The sequence below is a fragment of the Pseudooceanicola profundus genome (assembly GCF_054919315.1).
The window spans coordinates 3313640-3335959 of record NZ_CM142898.1 but is presented as its reverse complement, the minus strand read 5'-3'; the positions used below and the strand labels follow the sequence as shown (position 1 = coordinate 3335959).

33 protein-coding genes and 1 pseudogene are annotated in these 22320 nt (G+C 62.8%); 11 read left to right on the top strand and 23 right to left on the bottom strand.

The genetic code is table 11. The annotated features are described in order from the left end of the window. The first annotated feature begins 18 nt into the window (after positions 1-18). On the top strand, positions 19-858 hold the full coding sequence (locus ACX9MO_RS15375; protein WP_462212475.1) for a transglutaminase family protein: 840 nt from the start codon (positions 19-21) through the stop codon (positions 856-858). A 369-nt stretch (positions 859-1227) separates the two neighbouring features. On the opposite strand, the gene ACX9MO_RS15370 is transcribed toward ACX9MO_RS15375, so the two are convergent. The 5 genes from ACX9MO_RS15370 to ACX9MO_RS15350 form a co-directional block, all read right to left on the bottom strand. Beyond that, complete coding sequence (locus ACX9MO_RS15370) at positions 1228-1428, bottom strand: hypothetical protein (RefSeq protein WP_462212474.1); 201 nt, start codon at positions 1426-1428, stop codon at positions 1228-1230. Between the two features lie 147 nt (positions 1429-1575). After that, a complete protein-coding gene (locus ACX9MO_RS15365) occupies positions 1576-1758 on the bottom strand; it encodes a Pam3-gp28 family putative phage holin (RefSeq protein ID WP_462212473.1) in 183 nt (60 codons plus the stop codon). Continuing rightward, positions 1755-2666, bottom strand: coding sequence for a hypothetical protein (locus ACX9MO_RS15360; protein WP_462212472.1), 912 nt, complete (start codon positions 2664-2666; stop codon positions 1755-1757). The genes ACX9MO_RS15365 and ACX9MO_RS15360 overlap by 4 nt, the downstream gene beginning before the upstream one ends. Then, positions 2654-3340, bottom strand: coding sequence for a hypothetical protein (locus ACX9MO_RS15355; protein WP_462212471.1), 687 nt, complete (start codon positions 3338-3340; stop codon positions 2654-2656). The genes ACX9MO_RS15360 and ACX9MO_RS15355 overlap by 13 nt, the downstream gene beginning before the upstream one ends. A gap of 216 nt (positions 3341-3556) precedes the next feature. After that, the gene (locus ACX9MO_RS15350) at positions 3557-3808 is read right to left on the bottom strand and encodes a hypothetical protein (protein ID WP_462212470.1); all 252 of its coding nucleotides are present in this window, start codon (positions 3806-3808) and stop codon (positions 3557-3559) included. A 242-nt stretch (positions 3809-4050) separates the two neighbouring features. Between ACX9MO_RS15350 and ACX9MO_RS15345 the strand changes: the two genes are divergently transcribed. Genes ACX9MO_RS15345 through ACX9MO_RS15330 form a run of 4 tightly spaced genes read left to right on the top strand, consistent with a single transcriptional unit; the run spans position 4051 to position 5492 of the window. Then, the gene (locus ACX9MO_RS15345; protein ID WP_462214462.1) at positions 4051-4326 is read left to right on the top strand and encodes a DUF2312 domain-containing protein; all 276 of its coding nucleotides are present in this window, start codon (positions 4051-4053) and stop codon (positions 4324-4326) included. Further along, positions 4326-4553, top strand: coding sequence for a hypothetical protein (locus ACX9MO_RS15340; RefSeq protein WP_462212469.1), 228 nt, complete (start codon positions 4326-4328; stop codon positions 4551-4553). Before ACX9MO_RS15345 ends, ACX9MO_RS15340 begins: the two co-directional genes overlap by 1 nt. 2 nt (positions 4554-4555) lie before the next feature. Next, the gene (locus ACX9MO_RS15335; protein ID WP_462212468.1) at positions 4556-4825 is read left to right on the top strand and encodes a helix-turn-helix transcriptional regulator; all 270 of its coding nucleotides are present in this window, start codon (positions 4556-4558) and stop codon (positions 4823-4825) included. Beyond that, positions 4815-5492, top strand: a complete 678-nt coding sequence (locus ACX9MO_RS15330) for a hypothetical protein (RefSeq protein ID WP_462212467.1) — start codon at positions 4815-4817, stop codon at positions 5490-5492. The genes ACX9MO_RS15335 and ACX9MO_RS15330 overlap by 11 nt, the downstream gene beginning before the upstream one ends. Here the strand turns inward: ACX9MO_RS15330 and ACX9MO_RS15325 are convergent, their stop codons facing one another. Further along, a complete protein-coding gene (locus ACX9MO_RS15325) occupies positions 5493-6764 on the bottom strand; it encodes an IS256 family transposase (protein ID WP_224896128.1) in 1272 nt (423 codons plus the stop codon). Positions 6765-6872: 108 nt separating this feature from the next. Here ACX9MO_RS15325 and ACX9MO_RS15320 point away from each other — a divergent pair, with 108 nt between their 5' ends. The 6 genes from ACX9MO_RS15320 to ACX9MO_RS15295 all read left to right on the top strand — a co-directional run bounded on the left by ACX9MO_RS15320 (position 6873) and on the right by ACX9MO_RS15295 (position 12169). Next, entirely contained in the window at positions 6873-7376 is a 504-nt protein-coding gene (locus tag ACX9MO_RS15320; RefSeq protein ID WP_462212466.1) for a site-specific integrase, read from the top strand. Positions 7377-7810: 434 nt separating this feature from the next. After that, on the top strand, positions 7811-8251 hold the full coding sequence (locus tag ACX9MO_RS15315; protein ID WP_462212465.1) for an RrF2 family transcriptional regulator: 441 nt from the start codon (positions 7811-7813) through the stop codon (positions 8249-8251). Between the two features lie 290 nt (positions 8252-8541). After that, positions 8542-9261 (top strand): hypothetical protein, encoded by a 720-nt coding sequence (locus ACX9MO_RS15310; protein WP_462212464.1) that lies wholly within the window; start codon positions 8542-8544, stop codon positions 9259-9261. A 409-nt stretch (positions 9262-9670) separates the two neighbouring features. After that, positions 9671-10153: a putative pterin-binding protein gene (locus tag ACX9MO_RS15305; RefSeq protein ID WP_462212463.1), complete on the top strand. Its 483-nt coding sequence runs from the start codon at positions 9671-9673 to the stop codon at positions 10151-10153. After that, positions 10150-11544: a sensor histidine kinase gene (locus tag ACX9MO_RS15300; protein ID WP_462212462.1), complete on the top strand. Its 1395-nt coding sequence runs from the start codon at positions 10150-10152 to the stop codon at positions 11542-11544. The genes ACX9MO_RS15305 and ACX9MO_RS15300 overlap by 4 nt, the downstream gene beginning before the upstream one ends. Next, the gene (locus tag ACX9MO_RS15295) at positions 11534-12169 is read left to right on the top strand and encodes a response regulator transcription factor (RefSeq protein WP_462212461.1); all 636 of its coding nucleotides are present in this window, start codon (positions 11534-11536) and stop codon (positions 12167-12169) included. Before ACX9MO_RS15300 ends, ACX9MO_RS15295 begins: the two co-directional genes overlap by 11 nt. A 991-nt stretch (positions 12170-13160) precedes the next feature. Here the strand turns inward: ACX9MO_RS15295 and ACX9MO_RS15290 are convergent. From ACX9MO_RS15290 to ACX9MO_RS15210, 17 genes and pseudogenes are all read right to left on the bottom strand, one after another. Further along, positions 13161-13982 (bottom strand): transglutaminase-like domain-containing protein, encoded by an 822-nt coding sequence (locus tag ACX9MO_RS15290; RefSeq protein ID WP_462212460.1) that lies wholly within the window; start codon positions 13980-13982, stop codon positions 13161-13163. Between the two features lie 51 nt (positions 13983-14033). Beyond that, positions 14034-14213, bottom strand: coding sequence for a hypothetical protein (locus ACX9MO_RS15285; RefSeq protein ID WP_222492734.1), 180 nt, complete (start codon positions 14211-14213; stop codon positions 14034-14036). Positions 14214-14611: 398 nt separating this feature from the next. Then, complete coding sequence (locus tag ACX9MO_RS15280) at positions 14612-14866, bottom strand: DUF982 domain-containing protein (RefSeq protein WP_222492736.1); 255 nt, start codon at positions 14864-14866, stop codon at positions 14612-14614. A 111-nt stretch (positions 14867-14977) separates the two neighbouring features. Then, complete coding sequence (locus ACX9MO_RS15275) at positions 14978-15184, bottom strand: cold-shock protein (RefSeq protein WP_222492738.1); 207 nt, start codon at positions 15182-15184, stop codon at positions 14978-14980. 687 nt (positions 15185-15871) lie between these two features. Then, positions 15872-16603, bottom strand: coding sequence for a hypothetical protein (locus ACX9MO_RS15270; protein ID WP_462212459.1), 732 nt, complete (start codon positions 16601-16603; stop codon positions 15872-15874). Between the two features lie 139 nt (positions 16604-16742). Then, positions 16743-16907, bottom strand: a pseudogene (locus ACX9MO_RS15265) (IS481 family transposase); the annotation flags it as partial. Between the two features lie 147 nt (positions 16908-17054). After that, the gene (locus ACX9MO_RS15260) at positions 17055-17324 is read right to left on the bottom strand and encodes a hypothetical protein (RefSeq protein WP_462212458.1); all 270 of its coding nucleotides are present in this window, start codon (positions 17322-17324) and stop codon (positions 17055-17057) included. A 147-nt stretch (positions 17325-17471) separates the two neighbouring features. Beyond that, entirely contained in the window at positions 17472-17663 is a 192-nt protein-coding gene (locus ACX9MO_RS15255) for a hypothetical protein (protein ID WP_462212457.1), read from the bottom strand. Further along, a complete protein-coding gene (locus ACX9MO_RS15250) occupies positions 17660-18247 on the bottom strand; it encodes a glycoside hydrolase family 19 protein (RefSeq protein ID WP_462212456.1) in 588 nt (195 codons plus the stop codon). Before ACX9MO_RS15250 ends, ACX9MO_RS15255 begins: the two co-directional genes overlap by 4 nt. Before the next feature lie 55 nt (positions 18248-18302). Further along, positions 18303-18920, bottom strand: coding sequence for a hypothetical protein (locus tag ACX9MO_RS15245; protein WP_462212455.1), 618 nt, complete (start codon positions 18918-18920; stop codon positions 18303-18305). Between the two features lie 11 nt (positions 18921-18931). Beyond that, the gene (locus ACX9MO_RS15240; RefSeq protein ID WP_462212454.1) at positions 18932-19282 is read right to left on the bottom strand and encodes a DUF1353 domain-containing protein; all 351 of its coding nucleotides are present in this window, start codon (positions 19280-19282) and stop codon (positions 18932-18934) included. Then, on the bottom strand, positions 19279-19689 hold the full coding sequence (locus tag ACX9MO_RS15235) for a DUF4376 domain-containing protein (protein WP_462212453.1): 411 nt from the start codon (positions 19687-19689) through the stop codon (positions 19279-19281). The genes ACX9MO_RS15240 and ACX9MO_RS15235 overlap by 4 nt, the downstream gene beginning before the upstream one ends. A 252-nt stretch (positions 19690-19941) precedes the next feature. Then, positions 19942-20286: a head-tail adaptor protein gene (locus ACX9MO_RS15230; protein ID WP_462212452.1), complete on the bottom strand. Its 345-nt coding sequence runs from the start codon at positions 20284-20286 to the stop codon at positions 19942-19944. After that, positions 20280-20852, bottom strand: coding sequence for a head-tail connector protein (locus tag ACX9MO_RS15225; RefSeq protein ID WP_462212451.1), 573 nt, complete (start codon positions 20850-20852; stop codon positions 20280-20282). Before ACX9MO_RS15225 ends, ACX9MO_RS15230 begins: the two co-directional genes overlap by 7 nt. A 25-nt stretch (positions 20853-20877) precedes the next feature. Then, complete coding sequence (locus tag ACX9MO_RS15220) at positions 20878-21363, bottom strand: hypothetical protein (RefSeq protein WP_462212450.1); 486 nt, start codon at positions 21361-21363, stop codon at positions 20878-20880. Next, the gene (locus tag ACX9MO_RS15215) at positions 21356-21820 is read right to left on the bottom strand and encodes a hypothetical protein (protein WP_462212449.1); all 465 of its coding nucleotides are present in this window, start codon (positions 21818-21820) and stop codon (positions 21356-21358) included. Before ACX9MO_RS15215 ends, ACX9MO_RS15220 begins: the two co-directional genes overlap by 8 nt. Continuing rightward, the gene (locus ACX9MO_RS15210; protein WP_462212448.1) at positions 21817-22302 is read right to left on the bottom strand and encodes a hypothetical protein; all 486 of its coding nucleotides are present in this window, start codon (positions 22300-22302) and stop codon (positions 21817-21819) included. Before ACX9MO_RS15210 ends, ACX9MO_RS15215 begins: the two co-directional genes overlap by 4 nt. Positions 22303-22320 lie beyond the last annotated feature (18 nt).

Below are 22320 nucleotides of genomic sequence, written 5' to 3'. Positions count from 1 at the left end.
CGACTGACAGTCAACCACATGACGCGCTACACCTTCCGGCGCGACATAGCGCTTGGACGGCACAAGCTGATGCTGCGCCCTCGGGAAACCCGCGACCTCAGCCTTGTGTCCTTCGATCTCGACATCCGTCCTGAACCGGCACTCGAGTGGTCACATGACGTCGCTGGCAATGCGGTGGCCTCGGTCGCCTTCGCGGCCCCTGCACAGGTGCTTGAGATCGCGGCACGGATCGAGGTCGAGCTGCGGGCGCCGGTCTGGCCGGTCTTCCCGATCTCGGCCGCAGCGTCGTCTTACCCCTTCAGTTACACCCCGGATGAGCTGACAGACCTCGGCGCCCTTCTCACGCCGCAATACCGGGACGATAAAAAGCGCCTGAACGCATGGGTCAGGTCAATCGTCGCTGCAACGCCGACGGACACGCTCGCGCTGCTCAAGGACATCAGCAACACGATCACGCGCAACATCCGCTATCAGGGCCGGGAAACCGAAGGCACGCAAGGCCCCCTCGAGACGCTGGACCGCGGTTGGGGCACGTGCCGCGATTTTGCGGTCCTTTTCGCCGAGGCGGTCCGGACGCTGGGCATTGCTGCTCGGCTGGTGTCGGGCTACCTGTTCAACCCCGGTGGCGATCTTGCCGGGTCCACGGATGCGGGGGCGACCCACGCCTGGACAGAGGTCTTCGTGCCGGGCGCGGGATGGATTCCTTTCGATCCGACCAACAGATCGGTCGGCTCGGCCAACCTGATCCCGGTGGCCGTGGCCCGCAACATTCACCAGATTTCGCCCGTGTCAGGTACATTCAAGGGAACGAACCTCGACTTCATCAGTCTTGATGTCACGGTCGACGTAAGCAGCTGAACTGGGCGGATGAGCGCCGGGAAGCGGCAACCCTACTTCCTCTTCCGCATGGACCCACCATGCAATCCTTCGTGCTTCCAGGCCAAGGCAGCAGTTCGTTTCGGCTTACCGTTGGTCCATTCGGTTGTGCAGCAGTGTTGTCCGACAGATGCGGTTGGCCGAAGGTGCCGCTTTAATCTTCATCGCTGCCGTTTGTGCAATACGCAGCGAACGGCCGCTTCCCGCCCTTAAGGCCGATACTGGACCGGCATGCAGCTTCCGGTACGACCGACAGTCCTGGGCTGGTCGTGGACCTGAGCATCCAGTCTCGAAACCGCCCCGCCCAACAGACACGCAAAGGCCCGCCTCCGCCTCCCGGGCGGGCGATCCTCACTCATCACAGCCCCGCACCAGCTTCCCCAGCAGCGCCGCCCCCGTGGCGGCAGACCTCGGCCCTCCGTCCTCGATCAGCGCACGGGCATGATCGCGCCGATCATCCACCGTCCCCGAGCACAGGGCAGGGATCGAGACCTGCGGCTTCACACAGCCGGAGGCGGACAGCATCAGCATCAGACAGATCAGCGTCCTCATCGTTCATCCTTTCCGTGGTGGTGATGAAGTCCTCCAAGGCCTCGACCTTGGCCGCCCGCCGCGCGTTCTGCGCCCCAAGCCAGTACACATAAGCCAGAATCGCAACCATCGTCAGCGCGGACGACAGGACGGCCAGGACCCGGACGGTCACGCTTTCTTCTCCGGAGCCGTGACGCTGAGGTAGAAGCCGAGCGCAGCCATGAAGGCGCCGACGCCGGCCTGCCAATAGGCGTCCGACGTGATGCCATGCGCGGCGAGCAGTGGCCCAAGCGACGTCAGCAGGTGTCGCAGGGCACCCTGCACCTGCGGCTTGCGGATGATTTCGATCATGCCCTTCCCTTTCCGATGATGTTGGCGATGGCGCGCAGCAGAGCCGCAAGGAGCGCCGCCAGAGGGTTGCGTGAGGTGTTGGCTGCGGGCGGGCTGACTTGCACCCCCTGCCCCCATTTCTCGGCCACCAGCGCGGCCTGGTACTTCACCGCGAGGTCAGCGATCTCGGCAGCCCGGTCGGTGCCATTCACGACCCGGCGGGCGCCCTTGAAGTCGATATTCCCCTCGCGCACGTAGTCGATGAGCTTCTTCCCGGTGAACCAGCCGCCCATGCATCCGAGCACGAGGATCTCTGCGGCGATGTCCGGCTCCATCACCACGCCCGGATTCGTGGTCAGGTCGCGCGCCAGTTCCTTCTGCGCTCGCTCGTAGTTTTCCCGCCAGGTCAGCTGGACAAAGCCGCGCCCGTACCAGGGGTAGTAGCGCAGCGTCTTGCGATAGGCCTCCGCGCGGCTGCCCAGGTAATAGGCCTCGCGCACCGGCTCCATGGTGTGTGCGGTCTCCCAGCGGGCCGTCGCTAGGAGATAATCCCCCCGTGACAGCTCTGCGCCGGGCGCGAGACCCGACAAGGACAACGTGGGCTCGGTACTGCCGATCCCGGCCACGGACACACCGTTGGCCGCCCCCTCGATCGAGACAGGACGGGGACGCTCTGCGGTATGGGCGAGAAAGCTGCCCACAACCCCTGACAGGGTGTCAAAATCAGCCTCGAGCGCCTCGGCCTCCACACGCGGCAAACGCGCGCTTTCGAACTCTGCGCGCCAGAGGGCTGCGCCGAGGCTCTTGCCCTGCATCACACCGCTGGCCTGACGGGACAGCTCCTGCCGATGCAGCAGCGAGAAACGCGCCTTGCGCCAGCGTGTGGCGGTCGTGAGATCACGGGGGTCCGGCATTTTCAGCCCTTCCAATTCTTATCTGTCATGCGGTTGCGGCTGGTGCGGAGAACGCGATGCACGCGCGCCTCGAACTCGGCCGCGTCGCGCCGCTGCTGCGCCTCAAGACGCTCGACCACGGCCGGGTCAACGCCGCGGAAATCGTTCTGGGGCGCGTAGACGATGGACGGGCCAGGCATGGCGGCAGCCGTGGCGCCGCCACCCCCGGAAAACCCACGCGGCAGGACCCCGCCCTCCGCAAATCGCGGAAGACGCCTTTGCCGGATGGCCTCCATGAAGCCGACGCCGTAGTAATCCACCGCGGCCGCCGGCTGCATGAACTCACCGACCGAGCCCCACATCAGGATATTGTCCTGCCGCTTGCCCCCGGCCCCGCGGATCGCGCCGCCTGGGCGCCCGCCATCGGCGAACCCCGGGATCATCCCGCCATCTGCACGCGCGACCGCGCCACCAGAGGCACTTGCCGGCACCGCGCTTGCGCCAAAGCCACCGAGCAACGCATTGAGACCCGCCGCGAGCGCGTCCCACACCGGATCAAAGGCGAGCTCCCAGAGCTTGCTCGCGATGTAATCCGCGAGGTCGCCGAAGATCTGCATGTTCTGCATCATGGCCTCGACGTCGACATAGCGGTCTTCCTGGCGGTCCGGGAACACGGCCGAGTAGAAGTCCTGACCCGGGGTGTTCGCCATGCCGCCATAATCCGGCGACCGGAGACTGCTCATGCGAGATGTCGATCAGGTTGCGGTAGAGCGCCTGACACTCGTGCGTGGCCATCAGGAAGAACTCGCTGTTGAGCCAGCGCCGGTGATGCCAGGGATAGAAATAGTGGCTGTCGAGCCGGTCCGCCTCCTGTAGCGGATAGACCGGCAGCTCGCCGTCTTCGATGATCTGGAAATGGGGAGAGGTCATGCGCAGACCTCGGAGAATAGCTTGTCGATCGCCTCGCAGGCGCCGCAGACGTCCCGGCGGAACTCATCATCGACGAAGCCGCTCGCGATCACCGGCTGGTCCGCCGGCGCAGGGGCGTCCGCCTTCATGTCGGGCGGCAGCAGGCGCCAGGTGACGGCACCGCAGTCCGAGACCAGCATCTCGAGCCAGAGGTGGCCGAGGGGAACAGCCTGTCGCCGCACGATGGTCAGCTTCTGCGCCCCGCTCATTGCGGCACCTGCGCGGCATCCCGCGCCGCCTTCCAGCGCTCAAGTACCGCCTGGGCCCGCTGCAATGGCTGCAGCCTGCACATCGGCGGCACCACGATGTCCGAGGTGCTGACCATCGTTTCCCTGATCAACGTTGGCCTCGAAGGCCCCGTTTGCCCCGCCTGCATCGGGCACGTCTGCACCTGATCCAAGAAAGGACCCCGCGAATGCTCGATGACGCGGCCACCGGCCCCCGCCTGCCCATGAAAGAGACCGACGCCGACCGTGAGGTGAAGGACGCCGCATACCGCGTCACCGCGGGCGAGCTGCGCCAGCTCATCGAGCGTTTCGAACGGCTCGAAACCGAGAAGAAGGACATCGCGGAGCAGCAGAAGGAGGTCATGGCCGAGGCCAAGGGGCGCGGCTACGACACCAAGGTGATGCGGAAGGTCATCGCCCTGCGCAAGCGCGACAAGGACGACGTCGCCGAAGAGGAAGCAATCCTCGAGATGTACAAAGAAGCGCTGGGGATGAGCTGATGGGAAGCCACCGGGACAGCCTCCTCGCCGCCGCGAGCGCAGCCAGCGCCGCCACCACAGACATGATCGGCCACGCGGGGTGGCAGTGCCCGCTTGCTTGGTTCCATCGCCTCTGGGATGATCTCAACGACAAGCGAGGCTTCGGCTGGCAGGCGAACCCGTGGGTGGCCGTCAACACCTTCACCATACATCTCTGCAACGTCGACCGCATGGAGGATACCCCGTGACCATGGCCCGCATGACCCACACAACGCCTACCGAGTTGGTGGTGGAAGCTCGCCCGCTCGCCTATGTGAGCGCAAAGACCTTGTCAGCTTTGATGGATGTATCGGAAAGCACGATCTGGGAGTGGACGAGAAAAGGCCAACTACCAAAGCCACGCAAAATGCCGAGTGGTGCGACCCGCTGGAAATGGTCCGAGGTTGAAACCTTCCTCGACACCTCTGCAAACTCACCCGATGGAAGCGATCCGATTCTGAGGGCAAGCCGTGGCCGGTGACATTCGCCTTGAGAGGTATGTGCAGCGCAAGGTTGCGCGCGGAAGAGAGTACTTCTTCTTTCGCGTGGTCAAGCACGGGGAGGAAACCCGCCGCCCCCTACCTCACCCCTTCGACCCCGAATACCGCGGGGCTTACAACCAAGCGCATCACGAGGTTTTTGGCACGGTCCCTGGCGAATTCGAAAGCCTGACGGCGATCACACGCCTGGTGAGGGATCACAAGGACAGCGTCAGGTATCACAAGCTACCCAAGGCGAGCCGCCTCCTGCGCGACTACGCCCTCGACCTGATGGTCGAACGCTGGGGCGCCTTCGATGCGGATCAGATCCGGCCGATCCACGTCCAGGCTGTCTACGACAGCCTGGCCAACCGGCCGGCCACGGCAAATCGGCGCCTGGACGACATGAGTGCCGTGTTCAGCTGGGGCCGCACCAGGGGCTTCGCAGATGACAACCCCTGCCAGCGCATCGAGCGCGTTCAAAGCGAAGAGAGCTACGAGCCCTGGCCCGATGAGCACCTGCAAACCCTAATTTCGGCAGGCCGAAAGCACATCGTCAAAGTCGCTCTGGTGGCCCTCTACACCGGCCAGCGCCGATCCGATGTGATCGGCATGTGCGAGAACCAAATCAGGGACGAGCTATGCTGGAATCTGGGTGACGCGGTCTGATCAAGCGGCGCGGCTTTTGTCGGCATCGCGGCTGGCGACACCGTCGTTGAAGATGATGCCTTCGACGACGAGAGGCAACTGGTTGGCGCCCTTGAGCCTCCGCCATTTCCTGGCCGCGGCCTGAACCAACGTGAAGACCATGAGTTTCGCGGTCTTCTGAGACAGGGCGCCCTTGGTGCGGACCGTTCGATGCCGGACGGTGGCGAACACGCTCTCGATCGGGTTCGAGGTGCGCAGATGATCCCAGTGATCGGCCGGGAAGTCGTAGAACGTCAGCAACGCCTCCCGGTCCTTGGCCAGGCAGGTGACGGCCTTGTGGTATTTGGCGCCATACTTCTCGGTGAAGGTGTCGAGGGCGGTCTCGGCGACGGCGCGGGTCTCGGCCTGCCAGATCTCGCGCAGATCGGCTTTCACCGCCGGGTGCATCGACTTCGGGACCTTGTTCAGGACGTTGGACACTTTGTGGGTCCAGCACCGCTGATGGCGCGTGCTGGGAAAGATCTCCTCCATCGCCTTCCAGAACCCGAGCGCGCCGTCACCGACCGCCGCGTCCGGCGGCACCGAGAGGCCGCGGCTCCGGAGGTCCACCAGCAGTTCGCGCCAGCTCTGCGCGCTCTCGCGGACCCCGACCTGGAAGCCCACCAACTCCTTCTTACCTTCGGGGGTCGCCCCGATCATCACCAGCATGCACTCGGCCTGGGGCTCCATTCGGGCCTGGAGGTAGACACCGTCGGCCCAGACGTAGACATAGCGTCGCGCGGAGAGGTCGCGACGTTGCCAGCGATCATGCTCGCCCTGCCACTCGCTGGTAAGACGCGAGATCGCGCCCGGCGACAGGTTCGGCGCATCCGGCCCGACCAGCGCGCTCAGGGCCTCCTGGAAGTCCCCGGTCGAGACGCCCCGCAAGTAGAGGACCGGGAGCAAGGCATCGAGGCTGGGCGAGCGCCGCGCCCATTTCGGCAGGATGCGTGAGCTGAACCGGATCTTGCTCTCCGGCCGCACATCGGCAGATCGGTCGCGGATCTTCTGGCGCTGCACGGGGATCGGGCCGATGCCGGTCTGGATCGACCGCTCCGGCCCGGTTCCGTGGTGAACGACGCGCTGCCGGCCGTCGGGCAGGCGCTCCTCAGCAAACTGCGCGACAAAGCTCGCAGCCTCTGCCTTCAGCGCCGCGGCAAGCATCTGGCGGGCGCCGTCTCGCGCGATCTCGGTGAGTGGATCGATAACCGATCCGGGCTGGTGAAACGGGGTGATCGTGGTATCGTCTTCCATAGGCGTATCGCTCCTTCGGGAGGTTCTGGCAGGCTTTGACACCCGCCACGATACGCCGCCTTCTCAGGCCGTATCACCCAAATTCAGCCATAGCTCATCAGGGACGGCATGTGGAGCATCCAGCAGGGGAAGACAGGCACCCACATCACGGTGCCACTGCACCCCGTGGTTCTCGCAATCGTCGAAGAGGAGCGCGCCGCCAGGCGCAAGGCACAGATCGTAGCACCGGCGCTTCCCCTTCTCACGAACAGCCGGGGAAAACCCTGGAGCGAGGGCTTCGGCGCTTCCTGGACCAAAGAGCTCATCCGCCTCAAACTTCGCCCGCCGAAGCTCGAAGAACTGGCAGATGACCAGTTCAGGCCGACATTCCACGGTCTGCGCACGACCAACGCCACAGTGATCGCGAATACGGTCGCGCGGAACCCCGAACTCTTCGGCGGCATCCAACGCGTCCAGGCGATGCTCGGGCAACTCTCTGAACGCATGTCGCGCCACTATGCGAGGCGCGCAGAAGTTGAGCACATGAACCGCGAAACGGTACTCTTACTGCCGGACTTTGGGAAACAGATTTCCGAAATTGGGAAACAAGGCGACGATGAAATCGCCAAGTGATTGATTTTGGTGGGTGATGAGAGACTCGAACTCCCGACATCTTCGGTGTAAACAAAGCGCCGCGCGGCCAACCTGTTGATATTTGGTCCAAGGCGCTCTTCTTAAAAGACAGTTTCCCCAGCCTATCAAAGATATCCCGGTTCGCGCAGGTTCAGTGAACCGGGATCCACTTCGTAGAATCCACCGCACCTACCGAACCGATGCCGTCAGATCGTCGGCCGCGCGACGCCAGGCTTCCTACTTCGCACCGGCCAGCGTCTCGATGCAGCCATACTAAGGCGGATGCAAGAAAGCGGCCCGTAGCCAACAACAACCGTCAGGCCGGTCTGCCGGCTTGAAGCCAAGCAGGCCGACGAAATATCTTTGATTGAAACCGCACTACGACTTGGGGTTTGCTTGTACGACGTTCCCGCACCCACACAGCCGGTCAGCTAATGAGACTTTCAAAGTATTCCGACTATGCCTTGAGAGTTTGCCTCTACCTCGCAGTCAATCGCGGGCGCCTCGTAAAAATAGCCGAAATCGCTGAGGCTCACGCCCTGTCGCAGAGCAACCTCATGAAGGTGGTGCAAAAGCTCGTTGCGGGCGGTCTGGCTGAAAGCACCAGAGGCTCCGCTGGAGGCTTAAAGTTGGCCTCGCCACCAGAGGACATCCATGTCGGCGCAATGGTTCGTCTCATGGAAGGCGAACCGCATTTGATAGATTGCACAGCGTGCACTATTAGCGGCGCCTGCATGTTTCCGAGAGCGCTAGCCGAGGCAAATATTGCGTTCTACGACGCGTTAGACCGATACACCTTAGCAGACGCTGTCGATGACGACAGGCGAACTCGCGCGATCTTACAATCGCTCAACAATGTGCGCTCGCCTCGTTGATTATGTCACGCGCCAGTGACATTTACTCCTGTGCCTTCCGGTAGTTGGCCAAGTTGAGAAGGCTTCGAGCGCGCACTGGACGATGTCGCTCTTGCAGCGTTGCGCACTTCACAGCGAGCAGAACCCAACCTATCGTTGGCGGAAGCCAATACTTTCACCAGTTTGGAATTCATTTTAACGAGCACTCGTGCGAAAATGAGCTCGGGCACTAAAGCTCCCATCGGAAGGGCAACCAGACCATGCGACATGCCACTCTACTTCCTGTCATTGTACTCCTTTCCACTGCGCACGTGGCTTCTGCTCAAAGTGCGAGTCAAGACCTATCGCAAGCGGCGAGCGACCCAACGGCATCTGTCACCGCCTATCTGCTTCAAGATTTTTATTCTGGTAACTACCACAGAAATAACGACGTCGAAGGAAACACGCTCCAGTTCCGGATGGCAATTCCTTACACTTTGGGGACAACCAGCAATATCTTCCGGCTAACCCTACCCTACTTGACCAAGTCTCCGTCTGGCAAAAAGGGCTTCTCTGACATCACCGTCTTCAACCTGACAACATTCGATCGCAGTTGGGGCCGCTATGGGATTGGAGCCGTCGCTATGCTCCCCACCGGCAGCGATGCAGTTACCGCAGATCGTTGGGCTGTTGGCCCGGCCGCTGGCTTCATGGCCCAAGCAAGTTGGGGGATTTGGGGGGCGTTCAATCAGAACCTGATCGACGTAGGCGGTTCGTCAGGGCGTGACCACGTGAACCTGTCGGTAATTCAGCCGATCATCAATGTTTCACTTGAAGACGGGTGGTCTGTAGGCACCTCCGACATGTCCTTCACCTATGACTGGGACGCGGGGGAATTTGTCAGCCTACCGTTAGGCGTGCAGCTGAACAAACTGGCTTATCTGAACGGCACGCCGGTTCAGTTCGGCTTGAGCTACGAGCATAACTTCTACGATAGCAGCGTCGCGCCAGCGGACACTGTTGGGTTCACCGTGAAGGTACTTGTTCCCTGACGCTCCCAATCGGCCTGCCTCAGACTAGCGCTTTTAATTGCGCAGATCGATAGCACTGAGACCAAAGCGCGGGATCAATCCAGCTCGTTTGGCACCCCCCTAATTCTTGGGAATTCCGGCCATCCACGGTTTAGCCGATGGTGGCCGGGGGCTCAGGGCCTAAGGCGAAGTCGGCATCCCACCTCTCCCGTAAGGGCCAGAGCCCTGTAGCCCCAGAGGCTGGGCTTCGACAGATGAAGCTCAGTTTCTTGACCCAACTGCTGCGCGGACCCCCTTCCGCGCAGCTTTATTTCTTCAATCAAGGCCATGACGCACGATAAATACCAAGACTTATTGCATAGGCTTGATAGATGTGTGACCCTCACCACCCATACGCGAGAGGAGGCGCTCAATGCATAGGCGACGGTTCTTGCTCGGAGCGATTGCATCCACGGGCATCGCTTCATCAGCAGCCATGGTGTCCGCAAATCAGGCCAGTATCCTCACAGTCTCTGATCCTTACGGGCATCAGCAGGTTCTGACCGACACAGACCTGATCGCGCTGGAATGGCGCGAGATCACCACGCATACGGTCTGGACCGAAGGCAAGCGAGTGTTCCGTGGGCCACTCCTGCGCGATGTCCTCACCTTAACGGGCCTCAGCCCTGACCGCCTCCGCGATACGCGCCTCGAAATGCTGGCGCTGAACGATTTCAACATCGACATGCCCGCCCGCGACGCGTGGGACTATGACATCATCCTCGCTCGAACGATGGACGGGACCCCTATGCGGGTCCGGGACAAGGGGCCACTGTGGCTAATCTATCCACGTGATGACCGGCGCGAGTTGCAGTCCGCGCTCTATGACGAACGCTGGATCTGGCAACTCTGCGAGATCCTGATCACCGAATGACCTCGCGCCTTCATCTGGTTGCCGCCTTGATCATCTGCCTCTTCGGCACGGTATTCGCCTCCTCCTACATCCAAATTCTTTCGCTGGACCTCCAGCTTGCGTCGGAACGTGGTGAAAGAAACCTTTGGGCCGCGACACAGGCGGAACGGGAGTGGCGCATTCTCTCCGGGATGCAGCAGTCGGGCGCCGACGGGGATGCCTTGGATCTACAAATCGAGGTATTCCTAAGCCGGCTTGATCTCCTCCTTGCCGCGCCGCAACGCGATCACTTTGTCGCCCTCGGGCTTGGCGCGCTCGTGGATGACGTGGCCTCTGCACTCGCAGCGTTCGACACGTCATCCACTGCGACCTTACCGGCGGAACGCCTGCTGGAGATGGCAACGCCCCTTCTGCTTCCCGAGTTCGCAGATACCCTCCACCAGATCGCAACACGCACGATGCTGTTGGAGAGGCGCGACCGGGTCGAACAGCTGGAGCTGCGCAAAATCGCTCTTCGGCGGCTCCTGCTGTCGGTCATCGGGGCTGGCCTCGTCGGGTTCGCGCTAAGCGGATCGCTCGTTCGAAACCTCTCGCGCCTGGCACGCGCGAGAGATGCCCTTGCCGAGTTGAATGCCACGCTCGAAGATCAGGTAGCCCAGAGGAACAAGGAGTTGAGTGCTTCGCTCGCCGTCGAGCGACGTGCGCGGGAAATCTACTTCAGTTTCATCATGGCCGTCTCACATCAATTCCGGACGCCCGTCTCGGCCATCCACATGATTTCGCAGCGCCAAATGCGCGCCGCCCGGTCAGACCCCGACGCCCTGCGCCGCAAGTTCGCCAAGATCTATGCCGCGGCGGAACGGCTTAACACCATCCTCTCCACCGTCGTTGCAGCGGCCCGTATCGACGCAGAGGATTTCGCGGCCCGCCGGACCCGGGTCGATTTCAACGATGTCGTGCGAGAGGCAATCACCCGGATCGACCGGGCGAAGATGACCGATGCTCTGCAGGTGGAACTGTCCCGCGTCCCTCTCCCGGTCGTCGTGGATGCTGATCTGCTGATTCAGGTCGTGGACAATGTCGTCGAGAATGCCCTGAAGTATTCCGACAAGGGGCAGCCTGTGCGGGTCCGCGCCCTATGGTGCACCGCCGGCGTAGAGTGCCGTGTCAGAGATCACGGCATCGGCATCCCAAGCGATGTCGGCGAGCGGATCTTCGATCGGTTCTACCGCGCCCCCAACGCACAGGTGTTCCAGGGAATGGGTCTGGGGCTCTACCTCAGCCGGCAAATCCTGCGGCTGCATGGCGGGCGACTGAGCTACACCTCCGATCTCGGCAACGGGACAGAGTTTCGGATCTTCTTACCCCATCCCCACACACATCCCGGAGGCAAGCCTGACAATGCCGGTTGAGCAAAAGCGTCATACGATCCTCTGCATCGAGGACGATCCCGATCTACTGGAAGAACTGCATGAGGAACTCACCGGTCTCGGGTACGCCGTGCTGACCGTCGACGGACCGGAGAACGCCGAAAGACTACTGGCCTCCGTCCGACCCGATCTGATCCTGTGTGATATTGTGATGCCGCGCCAGAACGGGATCGACTTCCTCATGCAATTGAGACGCCGGGGTATGCTGCCGAACCGGATTCCCTTCCTATTCCTGTCCGCGCTCGCAGACCGCGACACGCGGCTGCAGGCCCTTGAGGCCGGAGCAGACGACCACCTGCCCAAACCAGTCGACCTCGAACTACTTCACATAAAGATCCGGAACATGCTGGATTTTGTTGATCGGCTGAGTGGCCCGATTTCGCGTCCCACACCTCAGGCTTCAATGCATCTCTCACCCCGCGAGGAGCAAGTTCTGAGACAGATTGGGCTGGGCGACCGGACCACGACGATTGCCCATGTCCTGGGCATTTCGGAGCATACCGTGAACCAGTATATCAAGCATCTGTACAAGAAGATCGGCGTATCAAACCGGGCAGAGGCCGTTCGCCACGCCATTGCCCGAGGCCTGGTAGGTCCCGGAATCTAGAGTTCCAGCACATGACGCCACCGCCTGCCAGAGCGACGGGCATAGCTATATGATTGGCCAACGCCAAACCTGCCGCAAGTTCCAAGCTCCGTGATGATAGATGTATCATTGGATTCTCGTAAGCAATCCCCTCAAGACATCGTGCAATGTCTCGATCATAGGCAAGAATTGAGCCTGGCGAGACGCAGGTTTGCTGTGGATGGAGCTCTTGGCAACCTTGCGTAGAAAGCAGATACACGCCGAAAGGTCTACGTCAGCGCCCGGCGTCACTCGCGGCCCAAAGCTGCAGTTCGCCCGCCTCCCAATCCCCCCAACACACATCCCCAAGACCGGACGTTCCGCGACCGCGCAGCATTTCTTCGCCAGCCAAGGTCCGCAGTGCAGGGCAGTCCGGAGGTTCGCTCAGCGATTGCGAGCCCAGGGAATGGCTCACTGATGAACCGTCTTCCCGGGGTGTTCAATTCTCAGAGCGGAAGCCTGTTTAACCGTCAGCATGCGCGCCTGAAAACGCCAGCAGACTAAACCCGGAGCGCGTCAGCCAGTCGAAGGGCTCCGTGCCCAAAATCAATGAAGCGGCGAGGAATCCCCCTCGCCGCTTCACCTCCCGGTGAGCGTTGCAGCAGAGCCGACAACTACATTACGCACTTGCCCGCACTCCGGCGTCTCACCGAAAGACGCTTCGCCCGACAGGGCGGATTCGTGCTATTCTTGGATGCCCCTTGGCAGGGCGTCGCGTTCATCCGAAGCACCGTCATGCGCTATGCCCTCCAACAGATCTCCCCAGCTCAGACGCGGAAAGGTTTCGTTTCGGGGGTCCTGGGTAGGATGATGATCGCTCACGTGCGGGGCCTTGCGGTCTCTCATATGTCTTTCCTCTCATCTATGGATGGGCTGGTTCCGGCGGGCGATCTGCCCGGCGGTTCATTCGGGTTTGCATGTGCCCTGCAGCGCGCCTGAGGCGCCTGACACCGGGCGGGTCTTGGTCACGGCGTCAGGACAGCTGATCCGAAACCACTTCAAACCCGACAAGCTGATTTGCCCCGAAGGTATGAATCATAGGGACGTCGGAAGCATCGCGGCCGCGCGCAACGAGTACCCGACCAATGCGGGGCGTGTTGTTTCTCGGATCGAACACCCACCAGGCGCCATCCAGCCAGACTTCCATCCAGGCAGAGAAATCGCCCGGTTCATGGCGCGGTTCGATCCCGATATCACCCAAATAGCCGGTGCAGTAACGCGCGGGAATGTTCATGCAGCGGCAAAAGGTGATGGCCAGATGCGCATAATCGCGACACACGCCCTTACCCTCGGCATAAGCTTGGATGGCACTGCGCGTCGCGCGCGCGCTAGCATAGTCAAAACGGATGTGATCGTGCACGAAGTCGCAAATTGCCTGCACCCGCGCGCCCCCACGGGGAGTGTTCTCGAAGAGACGCCAGGCCACTTCCGACAGGATATCGGTTTCGCAATAGCGGCTCCCCAACAGGAACTGCATCACTTCGTTCGGCAGGGCTTCGACCGGTTGTTCCCCGATTTCTGTCGGCTGCACCTCGAGCGCACCGCAGTCCGAGATGATCGTGCGCGTGCCGATCCGGAACTCGCCGGTCGGCGCCACGAGACGCACGCACCAGTTGCCGAAACTGTCGTGGTAGGCACTGAGCGGGACTGTCGGCCATGTACCGATGAGGTCAGGTCCCTCAAGGTCATGAATTCGCGTGGCGTGAACGTTCAACATCGCGATCATCGGCGTCGCCTGGGGCAACAGAAACCGGAAGTCGCAGCCCAGTTGGATGCGTATGTTCTGTTTCAACATGGTTTGGCCGATCTTATACGAAGGTCCGGAGGGAGGGCGCCAGCAGCAGAGCTATTTTTGCCGGTCAAGCCGTGACCAGGCCTTGCGGAATTCAGCACCTTCCGGCGCGTAAGACGTGTCGAAAATCGAATTCCGAGGTTCTTTCGCGGCCACTTTCGTAGGCCGTGAAGCGGCCGGCTTGGTTTGCCCTGCCGTTTTGCCCTTAGGGGTATCGTTGACGTTGCGTTTCATCGAGCGGCGTCCTTTCCGGAACCGAAAGCACGCGCGCAGTATAGACGTCCACGCGAAGCGGCGGTCGTCGGGCGGGCGCACAAAATAGTCAAAACGGCGAGGCAGATGGGGCGGAACACATCGCAGGTCGGGGGATGTTCCGTTGGTCGCGGAATGATCTTGCCTAACATCAAGCCTCATTCCTGAGTATGTATATGGGCCTTCCCGGGAGGATTGCGAGTCAATTCGGGGTGCACGCTCGACAAAAGATGCTGCCCCTCAAGCGGCCGCACCAGCCCGTTCCGGTCCCTGCGCGCGCAACGCATCGCAGGACCGCTCTCCCCCGCCGGGAGCGGGATCGCGGTCCTGCGCGGCCCACCCCGGTGCGGCCACGTCGGATATTTGAACGCTGCCGACGTTCAGCCTTCCTTGCGATCGACGCGGAAGCCGGCCGTGGTAGCGGCACTGACAAAGGCACGACGGGCCTCTGCAACCGGCACAAGGCAGTTCATGGCTGCGTCGACCAGCGCGATGGCCGCATCGCGTTTGTGATCCGCCAGGGGCCACTTCCTGCGAAGCCAGTGATCGACCTGTTCAATCGTCGAGAATTTCTGTTTGTCCCCATGCGGGGATAGGACGAGCGTCATCGGACGCCCCCAAGTGACTTCCATCATGTGAAAATTTTCCGATAAATAGTTTCTTCTGCAACGCATTGCCGTTGCGGAAATAGAAAAGGGGTGGGACCGGAAGCCCGGCCCCACCCCTTCTTAATCTTGGCTGCGTGCTTACGCGAGCGCGAGGTTGGTCGCGGATTCGCGACCATCGCGGCCAGATTCGACGTCGAAGGTCACAACCTGGCCGTCGGCCAGCTGGCTGAGGCCCGAACGCTCGAGTGCGGAGATGTGCACGAAGATATCCTTCGAACCGGTTTCCGGTGCGATGAAGCCGAAGCCTTTAGTGCTGTTGAACCATTTCACGGTGCCTTTGGCCATCGTGAGAACTCCTAGATATAATACCACCCACAGGATGCAGTGGCCCGGCTCAGTGTCGACATAGGATCAACTGAGGCCGCTAGGAGACAGATGTTCGAAGGAAGAAGCTTTGCACTTGTGTGTATGCACCTATTCAGGCGCAAAAGCAAGGGCTATGTTTCCGGGCCGCCGCGCAACGAGGTCTGAAAAGACTTTGCTCTTCGCAGCTGTTGCCATTCAGAACTTGCCCTGTTCGGCATCGGTTCCACCCGAACAAGGCCGCGTGACGCACGCCCAGGACCGTCCCGATGTCCAGTGTAAGCGTGAAGGAGCATTGCAATAGCCACCACGCCGGAGGAAGAGCCAGAGAGGATGGTCTTGATTGCCGGCTCCGGGCCTGTGCTACCGTACCAGCGGTGCGAGGGCGCAGGGCAGCTTTTTTAGCCGGGACCAGCCATCCTATATGCCTGTCACCAAGGCCCACTCCGGGCCGGCGACTCCAGTCAGACGAGGCGTCGCCCTCCTGAATGTCATGTCCACTACCTGCGCAATGCTGCCGTTCGTGACTTGCGCAGCGAACGGCCGCTCTCCGCCCTTCGTTCCGACAGATGCCAGCACGCTGCTCCTAGCGCGTTCGACAGTTCTGCGCTCCTAGTTGCGGTTAGCCCCTGTCCCGCAACCACCAGCAGTCCTTCTGTCGAACCTAGTTCAGATATTAAGGTTATCCCCGCCAAGGGCCTGCCAGTAGATCTCGAGACGCTGATCGAAAGGACCACGTAGACCGCGAGCTGTTGGATGGACCACATGAGTTATCGGCTTAGAGGTGCCGGCGCGCTTGAGCGCGTCTCTCGCGTCGTTGCCAATCGCCAGAATTGTATCAGGGTTAAAGGCCTCAACCTCTTCCGCGATAACGGAAAAGCATAGTTCGCGAAGTTCTGGGTCGCGACGAAGTACGTTCCTACCAGCGTAGACTTTGATCGCGTCAGTGACCCACACATCATAGCCAGCCAGTACACAACGGCGGATCAGCTTCCACATCATCCCCCAGTGACGCCGTGCACGGTGATAGTCACTGTCTATCCCGAAGAAGGTACCAACCGTTACCTTGGCGTCTGTCCCGTCACGCTTAGGGTCCTGAGCGCACAGCATGATCCGTCCCCGGGCAGGGCGTTTGGCCGACAACAGGCACGGCAGGTCGTAACCGATTGTTCTGTCGCGATACCTATCCAAAAGCTCGGTTGACCAATACTTGCGCGGAATTTCCGGCATGTCCCTGTTAGGGGCGTGCCCGCGGTGGAACTCCATCCGTAGACGATCCGAAATGTCTTTCAGTACGCTTGGCTGGAACAGATCGCTTTGGGTTTCCACAAGGTCGCCCCACGGAGGCGGATTGAAGAGTATATCGGCATCGAGGGCGCTTTCTGGCAGTCCTTCGTACACGGTGCAGGAGTCCTTTCCGGGCGATCCAGCCTAATCGATGTCTTAAATTATCAGTTTGCAGTGATGCTGGACCATATAGCCCTTTGAAGGCAACCTGCGATCTCGTGCAGGCCAGGGCTACACTCCAACTAAGCCCGGACTAGTTGTTCAGTCCCGGCATCTGGTGGATTGGGTCGAGGATGAGTCGATCAGGCTCTGAGGACCAGATCTTGCAGATGTATTCGTAGGGCGTGAGGCCGCCTAGCGTCTTGAGGCGCCGGGCGAATTCGTAGGTTGCGATGAAGTCCGCGAGATGTGTGCGTAGACTTGACCGGGGGATAACCGCTTCCTGCGCACAGCTGCCTTTGGTCAATAGCGCAGGGAGGGTCTGCTGCCCGCCCTTCGCGCCGATACTGGACAACATGCTACTCCTAGCAAGACCACCAGCCGTGGGCCGCGATCTACCATAGAATCACAATCTAGAAACCGTCGGAGACCCGACATCAGCAGCGCCCGCCTCGGCCACCTGGGCGGGTCGTTGCTGTTCCGCGCACCCCCTCCTCATTTTTCCCAGCAACGCCGCCCCCGTGGCGGCAGACCTCGGCCCACCATCCTCGATCAGCGCACGCGCATGATCACGCCGCTCATCCATCGTCCCCGAGCACAGGGCAGGGATCGAGACCTGCTGCTTCACACAGCCGGCGGCGGACAGCAGCAGCGTCAGACAGATCAGCATCTTCATCGTTCATCCTTTCCGTGGTGGTGATGAAGTCCTCCAGGGCCCCGACCTTGGCCGCTCGGCGCGCGTTGTGCGCCCCGAGCCAGTAGACACCGGCCAGGAGCGCGACCACCGTCAGCGCGGAAGCCAGGACGGCCAGCGCCCGGGCGGTCACGTGGCCCACCCATTCCGCTTGGCCAGCGCATAGACGCGCTCCACGACGACCCCGATGAGGATCGCCAGACCTGCAACGATGTCAGGATCAGCAGCGAGCACAGGCCCGAGAGTTTCGAACCCGGCATACCCGAGAAGGGCGCCGACGAGGTACCGCAGGATGATGCGGGCGATGGGGGCATAGGTCATTGTTTTACTCCGAAGAAGGCTAGCAGAGCCGCGAAGAGCGCCGCCAGAGGGTTGCGTGAGGTGTTGGCTGCGGGCGGGCTGGCTTGTGCCCCCTGCCCCCATTTGTCGGCCGTCAGCGCGGCCTGATACTTCACGGCGAGGTCGGCGATCTCCGCCGCCCGGTCCGTGCCGTTGACGACCCTGCGGGCTCCGAGAAAATCGATGTACCCGTCGCGCACGTAGTCGGTGAGCTTTCGGCCGGTGAACCAGCCCGCCATGCAGCCGCGCCAGAGGATCTCGGCCGAAACGTCCGGCTCCATCACGACATCCGGATTCGTGGTCAGGTCACGGCCGAGCGCGTTCTGCGCCCGCGCGTAGTTCACCTGCCAGGTCAGTTGGACGAAGCCGCGCCCGTACCATGGGTAGTAACGAAGGTTGCGCGCCCGCCACTCTTCGGAGAGCCAATAGGCCTCCCGAACCGGCTGCATGGTGTGGGCCGTTTCCCAGCAGGCGGTCGCTAGGAGATAGGCCGCCTGCGGCAGCGTGAGGCCGTGCGTCGCGCATACGTCAAGGATCAGGCGCGTGCGCCCGAGATTCAGGTCCATGGCATGGTCCTCGTTGCTTAGGTGTGAATTTCAGAAAGACGCGCCGCTTACGCGCTCATCCCGGCAATAGCTGATACGGCACCACGTCGGTCCGATCAGGCACGCGCTTGCCACCGCACTCGTAGTCCAGGACCAGGTAAAGCTCGATCCGCCCCGGGAAGAGATCAGCCGGCGGCACGATCTCGATGCGGAGCTTCTCGAAACTGTCCCCGATCTGGCGGCGCACGCCGCCCTTGATCATGCGTGACCCTGCGAGGGGCACGTTGCGCGCATCCGTGAAGAGCGGCGTCCAGTCAACGAGGCGGCAATCCTTGCCCAGGCGGGTCCGGGCCACCGTCAGCCAGAGCACCACGTTCTCGCCCGCCCGCACCGGCTCTTCGACGTAGGAGAGCCCCTGCGGCTGGCGGATCACTCGATCCTCGCCGGTGGCTCGGCGCACGTCCTGCGCCAGCCCCTCTACCTGCTCTGCGAGCTTCTGCACCGCCCCTTCGGTCGCCAGCCGCTCGAAGCCCAGCTCCTCGCGCACCGTGGCGACGATCCAGTCCCGGTTCACGGCATAGAGCCCGGCGAGCATCAGCAGCATGAGCGGCGTGACCACAGTCACAATCCAGAATAGGTCGCGCAGCAGTCCGATCACCGTGCGGGTGCGCGGCAGCAAGTCTTCCTTGGTCACAGGGACCTCCGTCAGTTGTAGTGGTAGAGCGAGACAGCCAGCCACATGACCAGTCGCCGCCAGACGGTCACGCCGTCTGCTTTCAGGGCAGTGTGGAAGACAGCCCCGGCACTGAGCCGGTCCCATCCCTCATCGAGGAGCCAATCGTGGAGAGCAGCCGCCTTGAGATATTCGGGCGCGTTGGGATCGAAGAGCCAGCACCAGAGGCGCGGGATCGTCACGTCGAACTGGAAGCCCCACGGCACCATGACGGCGCACCCGCTGTCGAGCTTGCCGACGTGCCAGACGAGCGGCTCAGTGGTCAGATAGAGGCCCCGCCCAAGGGGGAGACACCAGCTCTTCGCGCCGGTGTACTGGCTCATGCAGGCCACCGGCCGTCAGCTGCGAAGTCCTCGGGAATCGTGCCCCCGTCGACCATCGTCCAGCTGGCCGCCATGACGGCCTCGACCCAGGCCACACCAGCGGAGGCCAGCTCGATCGCCTGCGCCGCCGTCAGCTGGTGGATCGTGTTCGCGTCGTCGCGGAAGGTCAGCGTGTCGGACGAGGCCGAGGCCTGCAGCGCCATTGCCTTCTGCATGATCCCCAGCATCACCGTCTGATCGAAGGGCCGGCCGCGCACCGGCACCGCCCCGAAGGACAGCCCCAGCGTCGTGCCGGCCTCGAGCCGGCGCTCGCGCTCGGCGTAGAGGGCGGCCTTGCGACCGGCCTGCACCTCTGCCGCCTTGTCCTCGGCGGTGATGACTTGAGAAAAGTCGATGTTGCCGGTCATGCCTGGGGCTCCTCTTCATCATAGGCGGGCAGCGCGATCTCGCCGTCCGGCGCTCCGCTGATAGGCTCCGGGAGACCTCGACGCTCTCGATCAGCGCGCCGGTCTCCTCAGGCGCGAGGCTTCGGGCGAGGCGCGCCATGGGCTCGAGCGCGCTGATCCCGGCCCGGCGCAGCGCCGCCCGTCCGGTGGCCCTGGTCATCTTCTCCAGTTGCGCCTCCAGCTCGGCAAACCCCTGCAGCGAAACGCGCCCACTCACAGGTCCGCCCGCGCGCTGCCGGTGATCTCGATCCACTGGCGCCGGGCGACCTCCTTCAGCCCCACGATCGCGAAATCCTGCCCCTCGCTGATCAGCCGGTCCTTTGGCGTGATCGAGGCCGTGAAGGGGGACCAGCGGACCAGGAAGCGTGCCATGACGGAGGCCGCCACTTCGCCCGCCCGCCAGCGCTCCGCATCCGACAGGTCCGTGCGCTCGGCCCGCACCGGGGTGCCGAGATCGGCGAAGTCGCCCGCGGCCGAGGTGAAGCCGTCATCTGAGGCCGTGCGCCGCCGCACCTGGATTGATCCCTGGAGCGCCGAGGCGCGGCGCGGGCTCACCATCCCGCGACCCGGCGGTGGCCGAAGATCCGGCGCATCTCGGCCATGGGCATCGGCTGGCCCTGGTCATAGGCCACGCCGACCATGTGGATGATCGCGCTCTGGTCATCCGCGCGCGGGGCGAGCAGCGAGGTCGCCTCCCCGCCCGGCGCATCCTGGCCCGCCGAGAAATCCACCCGCACCGGTGCGGGCCTGTCCGAGAGCCCGGGCATTGCGGCCCAGAGCTCGAAGCCAATCGACCAGAAGGGCACCGCCTCGGTCAGGTACCAGGCCTGCGCGGAAAGCACCCGCTCCGCGTGCTCCGGATCGAGGTAGGAGACTTCGGCGACCGCGCGCAGCGGCACGGCCGGCAGGCGCACGGTCGCGCACCAGCGATCGAGCGTCAGCCGCAGCTCAGTCGGCAGCATGAACCGCCCCGTAAAATCCTCGTAGCGCGCGGTCTCCGATCGGATCAGCTGCGCGAGGCGCGCGTCGTCATGACTACCCTCGATCCGCAGGGCCGCCTTGAGCTCGTCAAGGTTGACGGCCTGCCCCTCGGGCGGCTCCCGCCGGATAAGAGGGCCGCTCACGTGGAGGCCTTGGTGCGGGGGGCCTTCACGGCCTTGTTCCGGGGCTCGGGCTCCGCCTTGGCCAGGACACCGCGATCGACGAGATGCTGCACCTCGGTCTCGCGGGCTTCACGCGAAGCGAGCCGTCGAAGAGCTTGCGCTCGGCGCCCTTGATCGCCCCGTTCAGGCGATAGCCCTGGCTTACCGGCACCAGCATCTCGGTCGGGATGCCGTCGAGCTCCAGCGCATCGACGATCGCCGCCACCCCCTCGGGATCGAGCCCGACGCCCGCCTTCTTCGGCAGCACGCCCGCGCGGTGCAGGCTGCCCACCAGGGAGACGAGCTCATCCACGTCCTGCGTCGGGTGCTTGCAGATCACCAGCTCGCCCGCCGCCTCCAGGTCCTCGAGCATCGGTGCGATGCTCTTGCGGCGCTCCAGGGCGATCTTGTGGACCCAGGCCTTCGACCAGGTCAGCCAGCCGCGCGTCTTGCGCTCGCGCCCGACCACCGTCAGCCCCAGCAGGTCATCCATGCCACCGCCGTCGATCCCCGCCACGCAGACCTCGCAGCGCGCGATCAAACGCCCCGCGCGCCAGTTCGATCGAGGGGGCGATCAGAATGAACTGGGCCTCAGGGCTCATGTTCAGGATGCAGGCGGTCACGATGATGGCCGCGGCGATGGCCGTCTTCCCGTTCTTCTTCGGGATCATCACGAAGAACTCGCGCAGGTAGCGCTTCTTTACCTCCGGGTCGTAGCTCCCGAAGATCACCCGCACCAGGTCGAAGACCCAGTCATCGCAGACCGCCCCATACTCGGGGAAGCCGTCCAGGTCGGGACAGCGCAGCCCCTTGAAGATCGTCAGCGCCTTCTCGGCGTAAGCGTCGTGGAGCGGCAGCTCGGGGAAGAGCGAGCCCCGCGTGCTGATGCGATCCTTCCAATCCGGCACGGCCGTCGACCAGGACAGCGGCACCGCGACCGGGGTGATCAATGGAACCGCTCCGGGTTCAGCAGGTCATCGTCCTCGATCGCGGCGGCGGCCTCGGCTGTGAGCTGCTCTTTCTTACCCTTTGGCAGCGGCGCTTCCTTGCGCTTCGGGGCATCGTCGCCGGCTGCCCGGCGCGCGAGTTCCGCCATGTCTTCCTCGTCGAGGATCGCCTTGATCGCCTTCATGGCCGAGACGTTGCCCGCATCTGCCGCCTCGTCGAGCCGGAGCAGGATCTTGGCCCGCGCCTGCTTGCGCGCTGCCGCCCGCGCGTCCTTCAGGTTCAGCCGACCATTCTGAAAATAATGCTTGTTCAGAGTGGGTTGGCTGATCCCCAGCTCCTCCGCGATCTCCTTCTTCGGCACGCCGGCCACGTGCAACATCCTGACTTTGTTCAAGGTTTTTGCGTTGGGCGTATGCCCGTTCGCCCCCGGCTTGCCGTGGTTCGCCGGGATCGGATCGCCGAGCAGGTCAAAATCGCGGGCCACAGAAAAAATTCTCCGAGT